Raw genomic sequence first — 9,760 nt, 5'->3', positions numbered from 1 at the left:
ATCTACAAACGACACAAAATTTCCCGCAAATCGTTCAACCACTCGGTACATGCCGATAATTGGGCAATTTCGATATATTCGTCAGGCCGGTGCGCTTGTTCGATCGACCCCGGCCCAAGCACCACGCAGGCAAAGCCGGCGGCGCTGAAGCAGCCGGCCTCGGTGGTATAGGCCACCGCCCGATGCGCCGCGCCGGGGCACAACTCGTCGATATAGCCCATCAACTGACCGTCCTCGGGCGATTCGAACGGCGGACAGTCGACCAACTGCTCGATTTCGATGTCGGCCTCGGGGGCCTGTCTGCGCATTTCTTCCACCAGCGACGCGGCGTAGTCGCGCACCGAATCGACGTAGCGTGCCAACGACTCGCCAGGCAGCCAGCGGCATTCGAACACGAATTCGCACTCGCGCGGCACAATATTGACCACGGTTCCGCCACGAATGGTGCCGGTCTGCAGGGTGGCGAACGGCACATCGTACAGTGGACGCGCGCGGCCGAACTGCGCCTCGGCATCGGCCAGTTTGCGGATGTGGCTGATCAGGCGCGCAGCGTATTCGATGGCATTGACGCCCTTCGGCGTCAGTGAGGAATGCACCGAACGACCCAGAACCCGGCAGCGAAAATGAGCAATGCCCTTATGCGCCACCACCGGCTTCATCGACGTGGGCTCGCCGATCACACAACCGGCGACCGGCACGCCACGCGCGATCAGATCGGATACCAGGCGAGGCACCCCCAGACAGCCGATTTCCTCATCGTAGGAAAGCGCCAGTCCAACCGGCTGCCGCAATCGCCCTTCGGCGTGCGCGGCCAGCACCGAAGGCAACCATGCCAGCACGCAGGCGATGAATCCCTTCATGTCGGCCGTGCCGCGCCCATACAAGCGGCCGTCGCGCGCCGTCAACTCGAATGGCGCCATCGACCATGCCTGCCCATCCACCGGCACCACATCGCTATGGCCTGACAAAATCAGCGCCGGCCGATCGGCCGGGCCCAGCAGAGCGAAAAGATTGGCCTTGTTGCGTTCATCGTTGTAGGTTAGCCGGCACTCGACGCCCAGGTCGTCCAGATACTGCCGGACCCAGTCGATCAATGCCAGGTTGGAATGGCGACTGGTGGTATCGAAGGCCACCAGCCTGGCCAGCAGGGATTCGGAAACAGTTCGCATGGTTCGCTTTCGTTGTGGGTGCCGCTTGGCGGCTTATCGCGCTTAGCCAATAGCAAAGCATCATCCAGGGCCTACGGCAATGGCAGGCATCCCGGCCCGGAAAAAGATCGTGACAGCCCAAACCCGAATCGATATACTTCGTTCCTCTATGGCGGGTCTCCCCGCATTGCATCGCGGTTCACCTGGTCAGGTCCGGAAGGAAGCAGCCAAAGCCGCATCGTGCAAGTGCCGGGGGTCAGGCTCGCCACCCCTCCCCTCTCTTTTGTTTCAAATTATGTCATTTTCTTATGACTATGCGACATTGGCATAAAATCCCGTTGTTCTTAACAATTAGAATCAGCTAACATTGCGTAAAATTACTTAGCCCCAAGCTTTCAAATTTTTTACAAAGTTTTGGGATACCCAATTTAGATATTTTGCTAGTGTTAGATTGTCGGCGATGCCGAACAACTAATAGTGCCGATTTCGCATAGCCAATGAGAGGACATCAAAATGAAACTGTTCGAGAAAATCACCAATCCGCGTGAAATCCGTCGCAAGCTCGGCCTGAACCAACAAGAGTTCTGGAGCCGCATCGGCGTTACTCAATCCGGCGGTTCGCGCTACGAGAGCGGCCGCAATATGCCCAAGCCTGTGCGCGAGCTGCTGCGCTTGGTTCATGTCGAACAGATCGACCTATCCAAGGTACGCCGCGAAGACTTCGAAATCGTGGAATACCTGAAAGAAACCCACCCTGACCTGTACAAGAGCCTGCGCAAGGCTGTACGCGCCAAGATGGAAACCCAGGAAAGCGGTGCCGAGGCACTGCTGGGCTAATACGCCAGCCGCTAGCCGGCCAGCAAAAAGGCGGAGCGTTTTAACGCGACTCCGCCTTTTTCATGTCAAGGTGCTAGGGTTTACTTGCCGTTATAGCGCACCAGCAGCACCGGCACGTCGCACAGTTTGAGCACGCCCTCGGCCACACTACCCATCAGCAAATGCATCACCCCGGTCCAACCATGCGTCCCCATGACCAGCAGGTCGGCACCCCACGCGCTGGCATCCTCCACCAGTACCGCGGCGATCTTGTCGCCCCAACTTTCCAGGATTTTGCATTCCGGCTCGACCCCCAACGCCCGCGCCTTCTCGTGCGCCTGCTTGAGCACCAGTTCGCCGGCCTCTTTGACCGACTTCTGCAATTCGGAAGCATCGAGAAACTCGGTGCCGCCCCAGCCAAACTGAGCCAGATCCACGACGTGCACCAGCCGTAGCTGGGCATGACATTCAGAGGCCAGTTTGCAGGCTTCCGCCAACGCCAGGTTCGAGGTTTCGCTATCGTCCACCGGCACGAAAATTCGTTGGTACATGATGCCCCTCCTTTGTTGGGAGTTTAGCCCCCCGCAAGTCCAGTCTAGCAAAGCATTCCACTAGGTGGTTGATACAGATTAAAACAGTCGATTAGACTGAGCGCCATTTGCTTCGAGATCCCGACCATGGCCCGAATTCAGCTTAGCCTGCCAGATCCTGTTTTGTTCGAAACCGTGCTCGATGTGCGCATCGGCGACATCAATTATGGCAATCACATGGCAAATGATGCAATTTTAAGATATGCACATGAGGCCAGGTTGCGCTTCCTGCAGCATCTAGGTTATAGCGAGCTGGACATCGAGGGCTACGGCATCATCGTTGCCGATGCCGCCATCAGCTATAAGGCAGAGGTCTTCCATGGCATGCAACTACGCATCCGCATCGGCGTCAGCGACCACGCCCGCCATGGTTTCGATCTGATTTACCAGGCAATCGATGACAAGACCGGTAGAGAAGTGGCAAGATTGAAAACAGGGATCGTATTCTTCGATTACTCAAACAGAAAAATAGCTCTGATTCCGCCGGCATTTCTGGCGCGCTTTCAGGCGGCCGCAGGAGGCACAACACCATGAGATCCTACCGAGTCAACTCTCCCCAGGCCATGGCACGCTTCATCGCCATGTTCATGATCACCGACGGCCAAATGGACGAGCGCGAGCTCGACACGCTAGAAAAGATCATGGCATACGACCTTCTGGGTCTAAGCCGAAAACAGTTTACCCAGGTGTTGGTCGACTACTGCGACGACATTTCGGACGAGGCGGAGCAGGATGGCACCATCCATCTGATCGATCGCCAGCGCATCGACGCCCTGCTCGAAGAGGTCGCCGATCGCGGCAAGCGCCTACTGACCTGCGCGCTGGCCATGGACGTCGCCAAGGCGGACGGCGACATCAGCCCACCGGAAATGGCGCTGTTGCGGCACTTGATGCAGCACTGGGACATCACCTTGGCCGATATCGAAGCCAGCATCGTCAAGACGCACCGGCATGCCGGCAGCGCCCAGACGCAGAATGCCCTGGACTGAGGATTTCGACGGCTTTCTCGACGCCTTGCGGCGCGAGGGAAAAAGCCGCCACACCATCGACGCGTACCGACGCGACCTCAGCGCTCTGGCGGAACTGGCCGGTACTCGACCGCCCGGTTCCCTCACCGCTTCGCATATCCGCCACTTCATCGCCCAACTCCATGCCCGCGGCCTGTCTGGCCGCAGTCTGGGTCGCATGCTATCCGCCTGGCGCGGCCTGTTCGATTGGCGTATCGCGCAACAAGGGCAAAGTACCAATCCTTGCCAAGGGCTACGCCCACCCAAAGAAGGTCGGCGCCTGCCGCACGCACTGGCCGTGGATGCCACCGCAGCGCTACTCGACGGCGTCGAACCGACATCCGCACTGGATTGCCGCGACAAGGCGATGTTCGAGCTGATGTACTCCTCCGGGCTACGGCTATCGGAATTGGCCGGACTGGACATCCCGGATGTGGATTTCGAGCAGGGATTGGCACGCGTACTCGGCAAGGGTAACAAGACGCGTATCGTGCCGGTCGGCAGCGTGGCTCGCCAAGCGTTGCAGGCCTACCTGCGACAACGCCTGGCGCAAGACGGCGAAACCGCGCTTTTCACCGGCAAGGGAGGCCGTCGGCTTGGCGCCCGGCAGATCGAAAAACGGCTGGCCAGCTGGAGCGTAAAGAGCGGCGCAAGCCAGCATGTGCACCCGCACATGCTGCGGCACTCGTTCGCCTCGCACCTATTGCAATCATCCGGCGATCTGCGCGCCGTACAGGAACTGCTCGGCCACGCCAATCTTTCCACCACGCAGATCTACACCAGCCTCGACTACCAGCACTTGGCACAGGTTTACGACGCCGCGCACCCGCGTGCCAAGCGCAACAAGGACTCAGACAAGTAGCGGCGCGGCAAGTAGATCGATCAATCTCGCCAACGCCACCTCGACGGTCTGGCGCCGCACAGCGGCGCGATCGCCATCGAAACGACGGACGAATACCTCACTGACGCCTGACGTCCCCGCCAAGGCAAACCACACCGTCCCCACCGGCTTATCGGGAGATCCACCGCCCGGCCCGGCGATACCGGACACAGCCAAAGCCCAATGCGCACCCGAGCGCCGCAAAGCGCCGTCGGCCATCTCGCGTACTGTGTGCTCGCTGACCGCGCCCACTTCGTTCAGGGTCTCCACACGCACACCCAGCAGATCTTGCTTAGCCTGATTGCTATAGGTGACGAAACCGTAGCCGAACCAGTCCGACGAGCCGGCAATATCGGTCAACGCGGCACTGATCATGCCGCCGGTGCAGGATTCGGCCGTCGCCACCTGCTCGCCGCGCTTTTTCAGCAGTTCGCCCACCTTGCGCGACAGTGCGTCAATATCGGTCATGTCGACTCCGAAAATGTGCGATCAATCCATTGGTCGAGCAATCGTGATCGGCCGCCGCACCTTGCGGCGACAATTGCGGCAGGATCCGCCGCGCCAATTGCTTACCGTACTCGACCCCCCATTGATCGAACGAATTGATTCCCCAGATCACCCCTTGCACGAACACCTTATGTTCGTACATCGCCATCAACATGCCCAGCGTATAGGGGGTCACCTTGTTCAGCGCGATGGTATTGGACGGTTGATTGCCCGGGAACAGTTTCTGCGGCAGCAACATGTCGACGACATCGCCCGGCAAATCGCCAATCTCCGACAACACCTCGCCCTCGGTCTTGCCGTGCATCAGCGCCTGGGTTTGCGCCAGGCAATTGGCGACCAGCACCTGATGCTGATCGCCGCAATCGTAGTGACTGTTCATCGGGACGATGAAGTCGCAAGGTACCAGCCGGGTTCCCTGGTGCAGTAATTGGAAGAAGGCGTGCTGGCTATTGACACCCTCTTCACCCCAGATCACCGGCCCGGTATCGAAATCCAGCCTTTCGCCGTAGCGCCCCACCCGCTTGCCGTTCGACTCCATGTCCAGTTGCTGGATGTGGGCCGGCAGGCGGCGCAAGCCATGGTCGTAGGGCATGATGGCGTGGGTATGCGCGCGATAGAATGTGTTGTACCAAACCCCCAACAGCGCCAGCACCACCGGGATGTTGCGTTCGAACGGCGCTTCGAAAAAGTGGCGATCCATGGCATGGCCGCCGGCGAGAAAGGCACTGAAGTGCTCGAAACCGACCGACAACATCACCGGCAAGCCAATGGCCGACCAGACGGAGAAGCGCCCGCCGACCCAGTCCCAGAACTCGAACATATTGGCCGGATCGATGCCGAACGCGGTCACGGCGTCGCCATTGGTCGACACGGCGACGAAATGGCGCGCCACCGCCGCTTCGCCCAATTGCCCGGTCAGCCAGCGACGCGCCGCTTGGGCATTGAGCAGCGTTTCGGGCGTGGTGAAGGATTTGGAGGCGACGATGAACAGCGTGCGCCGGGCATCGAGCTTCTGCAAAGTTTGAGCGATGTGTTGGCCGTCGACATTGGAAACGAAATGGACGTTGAGATGCGCGCAGGCATAAGGCGCGAGCGCTTCGGCCACCACCAACGGACCGAGATCGGAGCCGCCGATACCGAGGTTCACCACGTCGGTGATCGTTTGGCCGGTGGCGCCGAGCCAGGCACCGGCGCGCACCGCATCGGAGAACCGGCGCATACGCGCAAGTACGGCGTGCACCTCCGGCACCACGTCGCGGCCATCGAGCGGCAAACTGGCATCGGCCGGCAGACGCAGCGCCGAGTGCAAAACGGCGCGGTCCTCGCTGACGTTGATATGCTCGCCTTGCTTCATGCGCGTCATCCAGCCGGCCAGATCGGCCGCCTCGGTCAGATCGGACAGCAGCTCCAGCGTGCGCTCGGTGATGCGGTTTTTAGAGTAATCGAGCAGCAAGCCATCGAGTTCGATGGTGAAGCGTTCGAAACGGTGCGGATCGGCCTCGAACAACTGGCGCATATGCATGTGGCGCGTGGCGCGCTGGTGCTGATGAAGCCGGGCCCAGGCCGAGGAAGCATTGATATCGTTGGTGCGAATGACGGGCATGCGGATAGTCCGGAATAGCCCGGCCCCGCCTGACGGGACCGGGAAGCGATTTACAACTTGATGAAGTTATCGCGGTAGTAACGCATTTCCTCGATAGATTCGAGAATATCGGCCAGGGCTTCGTGTTTCCCCTTTTTAACCACGCCGCGCGCGATCTCGGGCTTCCAGCGCTTGCACAATTCCTTCAGGGTCGACACATCCAGGTTGCGGTAGTGGAAATGCGTTTCCAAGGTCGGCATCCAGCGCGCCATGAAACGGCGATCCTGGCAGATCGAGTTGCCGCACATCGGCGACGACCGCGGCAAGGTGTGTTGCTGCAGGAAGGCCAGCATCTGGGTCTCGGCATCGGCTTCCGACAATGTCGAGGCGCGCACGCGCTCGATCAGGCCGGAACGACCGTGGGTGGACTTATTCCAGTCGTCCATGCCGTCGAGAACGCTGTCGGTCTGATGAACGGCCAGCACCGGCGACTCGGCGACAATGTTGAGCTGACTGTCGGTAATGACCGCGGCCAACTCGATAATCCGGTCGGTATCGGGGTTCAGCCCGGTCATTTCCATGTCGAGCCAGATGAGGTTGTTTTGATCTTGTGCCATACTTACTCGTCTTTGCTAGTATCTAGTCATTTTCCGCTATTGCCGCCTATCCGGCAAACCTCACAAGAAAAGATATTTGATGGCTGCCGTCTTTACCAAGGTGTTTCTCGTTGTCGTCCTGCTGACCTTTTCGCTGCGTGTCTGGCTGGCTTTGCGCCACAGCAGGCACATCGCGACGCACCGAGCAGCCGTGCCGGACGAATTCGCCGCCGACGTACCGCTGACGGAGCATCAACTGGCCGCCGACTACACCCGCGCCAAGATCCGCCTAGGCCTGACCTCGGCCGCCATCGACCTATTGCTGCTGCTGGCCTTGACGCTGGGCGGCGGCATCGATCTACTGTGGGCGCTGGCCGGCGCCCTATCGCGCCAGCCCATCTGGCAAGGCACGCTGTTCATCGCCGCGAGCACACTGGTCAGCAGCCTGATTTCACTGCCGCTGTCGCTGTACTCGACCTTCTCGATTGAAGCACGCTTCGGCTTCAACAAGATGACCCTCGGGCTATTTCTGCGCGACGGCATCAAAGGCCTGCTGATCGGCGCGCTCATCGGCCTGCCGCTCGTCGCGCTGGCGCTGTGGCTGATGGCCATCAGCGGCCGACACTGGTGGCTGTGGCTATGGTTCGTCTGGTCCGGATTCAGCCTGTTGCTGATGGTGATCTACCCCACGCTGATCGCCCCCTTGTTCAACCGCTTTTCGCCGTTGGCGGACGAAGCGCTCAAAGCCCGCATCGAGGCGCTGTTGGCGCGCACCGGTTTTCGTAGCCAGGGTGTATTCGTCATGGACGGCTCGAAACGCTCCAGCCACGGCAACGCTTACTTCACCGGCTTCGGCAGCGCCAAGCGCATTGTATTTTTCGACACGCTGATCACCCACCTGACCCCGGCGGAAATCGAAGCCGTGCTGGCGCATGAGCTCGGGCACTTCAAGTTGCGCCACGTGCTCAAACGAATACTGGCCACCTTTGCGCTATCGCTGATCTCGCTCTGGCTGCTTGGCCAACTCGTCGATGCCTCATGGTTCTACCAGGGGCTCGGCGTCGCGAGCACAGGGCCTGCCCAGGCATTGTTGCTGTTCTTCCTGGTTCTGCCGGCCTTCACCTTCCCGCTAACGCCGCTGATGAGTCGGCTATCGCGTCGCCATGAGTTCGAAGCCGACGACTTCGCTGCGCGCCAGACCGACGCACGCGACCTGATCAGCGCTTTGGTCAAACTATATCGCGACAACGCCTCCACCCTGACGCCCGACCCGCTCTACTCGGCGTTTTACGATTCGCATCCGCCGGCCACGCTGCGCATCGCCCATCTAAAAGGAAAACCGTCATGAACTTGCTCGACCAGCATTGCACGCCGGCATCGGCCCAACATCTACCCAGCGCAGCCGACACCGCGAGCCTGCTCGCACAGCTGCCGGGCTGGCAAATCGAGGATCGGGCGCTGGTCAAGCTGTACCGTTTCGCCGATTATCACCGCACCATGGCCTTCGTCAACGCGCTGGCTTGGGTCGCGCATCAGCAAGACCACCATCCCGACCTGTCGGTGCATTACGACCGCGTGCGCGTCGAATGGCGCACCCACGATGCCGGCGGCCTGACCTTGAACGATTTCATTTGCGCCGCGCGATGCCAGGCGCTACAAGCGGACGCAGCATGACAGAACCATCGACCGGACAGATCATTCGCAGCCATGGGCGCCGTTTCGTCGTTGAGGCCGATGGCCGGGAGTACGACTGCACCACGCGCGGCAAGCGTGTCGACTTTGCCTGCGGCGATCGGGTACAAATCCTGATTCAAAACCGCGAACAGGCGGTGATCGAAGGCGCCGAGCCGCGCCGCAGCCTACTCTACCGCCAAGACGACTGGCGCACCAAGATCATCGCCGCCAACGTCACGCGCATCCTGTTCGTCACCGCTGCCGTGCCGACGCCGAGCGAGGAATTCCTCAATCGCTGTCTGATCGCCGCCGAGGCGGCCGACATCGAGCCGGTCATTGTGATCAACAAGGCCGACCTGGCAGAAAGCGCAGACTATTTGGCCGCGCTCGAACCCTATCGGGCGCTGGGCTACCCGCTGGTTCAGCTATCGGCGAAGCTTGGCGCCGACGCACTGCTACCCTGGCTTCACGGCGAGACTTGCGTCATGGTCGGGCAGTCCGGCATGGGCAAATCCACCTTGACCAACGCACTCTTACCGCAAGCGCGCGCGCGCACCGCCGAAATCTCCGAAGCGCTCGATTCCGGCCGGCACACCACCACCCACGCCACGCTGTATCACCTTGATGAAAAAAGCGATTTAATCGATTCCCCGGGGCTACAGGAGTTCGGCCTCAAGCATCTAAAAGCGACCGACCTGATCCACTACTTCCCGGAAATGCGCCCCCTGATCGGGCAATGTCGCTTCCATAACTGCACCCATCGAGCCGAGCCAGGTTGTGCGATCAAACAGGCGGCAGAGGCAGGCAAAATCCGACCGTTCCGGCTCAACTTACTTCAGCGTCTAACCAACGAACTGTTGTAATGATTTTGCAAAAACCATCTGTTAAGCATAAATTTTTATATAGAACTATCCGTTTACAATTTTTTAGTCACCCCGTATTCTCTGACGTATAACGAAT

Annotated in this window: 12 protein-coding genes and 1 other RNA gene; 8 read left to right on the top strand and 5 right to left on the bottom strand. The window is 59.9% G+C overall.

What is annotated here, in order from left to right:
• Positions 1 to 2 precede the first annotated feature (2 nt).
• Entirely contained in the window at positions 3 to 1,169 is a 1,167-nt protein-coding gene (gene argE / locus DFP86_RS16365; RefSeq protein WP_133683234.1) for an acetylornithine deacetylase, read from the bottom strand.
• A gap of 150 nt (positions 1,170 to 1,319) precedes the next feature.
• Between argE and ffs the strand changes: the two genes are divergently transcribed.
• Both ffs and DFP86_RS16355 read left to right on the top strand, forming a co-directional pair.
• Positions 1,320 to 1,418, top strand: an RNA gene (gene ffs, locus DFP86_RS16360) — signal recognition particle sRNA small type.
• A 243-nt stretch (positions 1,419 to 1,661) separates the two neighbouring features.
• Positions 1,662 to 1,985: a helix-turn-helix domain-containing protein gene (locus DFP86_RS16355; RefSeq protein ID WP_133683232.1), complete on the top strand. Its 324-nt coding sequence runs from the start codon at positions 1,662 to 1,664 to the stop codon at positions 1,983 to 1,985.
• An 80-nt stretch (positions 1,986 to 2,065) separates the two neighbouring features.
• On the opposite strand, the gene DFP86_RS16350 is transcribed toward DFP86_RS16355, so the two are convergent.
• Entirely contained in the window at positions 2,066 to 2,515 is a 450-nt protein-coding gene (locus tag DFP86_RS16350) for a universal stress protein (RefSeq protein ID WP_133683230.1), read from the bottom strand.
• Positions 2,516 to 2,641: 126 nt separating this feature from the next.
• Here DFP86_RS16350 and DFP86_RS16345 point away from each other — a divergent pair, with 126 nt between their 5' ends.
• From DFP86_RS16345 to xerC, 3 genes are read left to right on the top strand one after another with little or no spacing between them, the layout of a single operon-like run.
• Positions 2,642 to 3,088 carry an acyl-CoA thioesterase gene (locus DFP86_RS16345; protein ID WP_133683228.1) on the top strand — a complete coding sequence of 149 codons (447 nt, stop codon included), beginning with the start codon at positions 2,642 to 2,644 and terminating at the stop codon, positions 3,086 to 3,088.
• A complete protein-coding gene (locus DFP86_RS16340; RefSeq protein WP_133683226.1) occupies positions 3,085 to 3,543 on the top strand; it encodes a TerB family tellurite resistance protein in 459 nt (152 codons plus the stop codon). The genes DFP86_RS16345 and DFP86_RS16340 overlap by 4 nt, the downstream gene beginning before the upstream one ends.
• Positions 3,530 to 4,423: a tyrosine recombinase XerC gene (gene xerC / locus DFP86_RS16335; RefSeq protein ID WP_208108371.1), complete on the top strand. Its 894-nt coding sequence runs from the start codon at positions 3,530 to 3,532 to the stop codon at positions 4,421 to 4,423. Before DFP86_RS16340 ends, xerC begins: the two co-directional genes overlap by 14 nt.
• Here the strand turns inward: xerC and DFP86_RS16330 are convergent.
• Genes DFP86_RS16330 through orn form a run of 3 tightly spaced genes read right to left on the bottom strand, consistent with a single transcriptional unit; the run spans position 4,412 to position 7,147 of the window.
• Entirely contained in the window at positions 4,412 to 4,900 is a 489-nt protein-coding gene (locus tag DFP86_RS16330) for a CinA family protein (protein WP_424991639.1), read from the bottom strand. The genes xerC and DFP86_RS16330 overlap by 12 nt on opposite strands.
• Positions 4,896 to 6,551 (bottom strand): glucose-6-phosphate isomerase, encoded by a 1,656-nt coding sequence (pgi, locus tag DFP86_RS16325; RefSeq protein WP_133683221.1) that lies wholly within the window; start codon positions 6,549 to 6,551, stop codon positions 4,896 to 4,898. The genes DFP86_RS16330 and pgi overlap by 5 nt, the downstream gene beginning before the upstream one ends.
• A 50-nt stretch (positions 6,552 to 6,601) precedes the next feature.
• On the bottom strand, positions 6,602 to 7,147 hold the full coding sequence (gene orn / locus DFP86_RS16320) for an oligoribonuclease (protein ID WP_133683219.1): 546 nt from the start codon (positions 7,145 to 7,147) through the stop codon (positions 6,602 to 6,604).
• 79 nt (positions 7,148 to 7,226) lie between these two features.
• Here orn and DFP86_RS16315 point away from each other — a divergent pair, with 79 nt between their 5' ends.
• Genes DFP86_RS16315 through rsgA form a run of 3 tightly spaced genes read left to right on the top strand, consistent with a single transcriptional unit; the run spans position 7,227 to position 9,663 of the window.
• On the top strand, positions 7,227 to 8,474 hold the full coding sequence (locus DFP86_RS16315; RefSeq protein ID WP_133683217.1) for a M48 family metallopeptidase: 1,248 nt from the start codon (positions 7,227 to 7,229) through the stop codon (positions 8,472 to 8,474).
• Positions 8,471 to 8,800 carry a 4a-hydroxytetrahydrobiopterin dehydratase gene (locus DFP86_RS16310; RefSeq protein ID WP_133683215.1) on the top strand — a complete coding sequence of 110 codons (330 nt, stop codon included), beginning with the start codon at positions 8,471 to 8,473 and terminating at the stop codon, positions 8,798 to 8,800. Before DFP86_RS16315 ends, DFP86_RS16310 begins: the two co-directional genes overlap by 4 nt.
• Positions 8,797 to 9,663, top strand: a complete 867-nt coding sequence (gene rsgA, locus DFP86_RS16305; RefSeq protein ID WP_133683214.1) for a ribosome small subunit-dependent GTPase A — start codon at positions 8,797 to 8,799, stop codon at positions 9,661 to 9,663. The genes DFP86_RS16310 and rsgA overlap by 4 nt, the downstream gene beginning before the upstream one ends.
• Positions 9,664 to 9,760: the final 97 nt, after the last annotated feature.

The organism is Paludibacterium purpuratum (assembly GCF_004363805.1).
In the GTDB taxonomy this organism is placed as follows: domain Bacteria; phylum Pseudomonadota; class Gammaproteobacteria; order Burkholderiales; family Chromobacteriaceae; genus Paludibacterium; species Paludibacterium purpuratum.
Note: the sequence above shows the minus strand (reverse complement) of the source record. Positions and strands in the feature narration are given on the sequence as shown.

What these genes read in the sequence shown, in the direction of transcription:
- DFP86_RS16315 (WP_133683217.1), top strand. Translation starts at nt 7,227, where the DNA reads ATGGCTGCCGTCTTTACCAAGGTGTTTCTCGTTGTCGTCCTGCTGACC.
- DFP86_RS16355 (WP_133683232.1), top strand. Translation starts at nt 1,662, where the DNA reads ATGAAACTGTTCGAGAAAATCACCAATCCGCGTGAAATCCGTCGCAAG.
- argE (WP_133683234.1), bottom strand. Translation starts at nt 1,169, where the DNA reads ATGCGAACTGTTTCCGAATCCCTGCTGGCCAGGCTGGTGGCCTTCGAT.
- DFP86_RS16350 (WP_133683230.1), bottom strand. Translation starts at nt 2,515, where the DNA reads ATGTACCAACGAATTTTCGTGCCGGTGGACGATAGCGAAACCTCGAAC.
- orn (WP_133683219.1), bottom strand. Translation starts at nt 7,147, where the DNA reads ATGGCACAAGATCAAAACAACCTCATCTGGCTCGACATGGAAATGACC.
- rsgA (WP_133683214.1), top strand. Translation starts at nt 8,797, where the DNA reads ATGACAGAACCATCGACCGGACAGATCATTCGCAGCCATGGGCGCCGT.
- xerC (WP_208108371.1), top strand. Translation starts at nt 3,530, where the DNA reads ATGCCCTGGACTGAGGATTTCGACGGCTTTCTCGACGCCTTGCGGCGC.
- DFP86_RS16310 (WP_133683215.1), top strand. Translation starts at nt 8,471, where the DNA reads ATGAACTTGCTCGACCAGCATTGCACGCCGGCATCGGCCCAACATCTA.
- pgi (WP_133683221.1), bottom strand. Translation starts at nt 6,551, where the DNA reads ATGCCCGTCATTCGCACCAACGATATCAATGCTTCCTCGGCCTGGGCC.
- DFP86_RS16340 (WP_133683226.1), top strand. Translation starts at nt 3,085, where the DNA reads ATGAGATCCTACCGAGTCAACTCTCCCCAGGCCATGGCACGCTTCATC.
- DFP86_RS16345 (WP_133683228.1), top strand. Translation starts at nt 2,642, where the DNA reads ATGGCCCGAATTCAGCTTAGCCTGCCAGATCCTGTTTTGTTCGAAACC.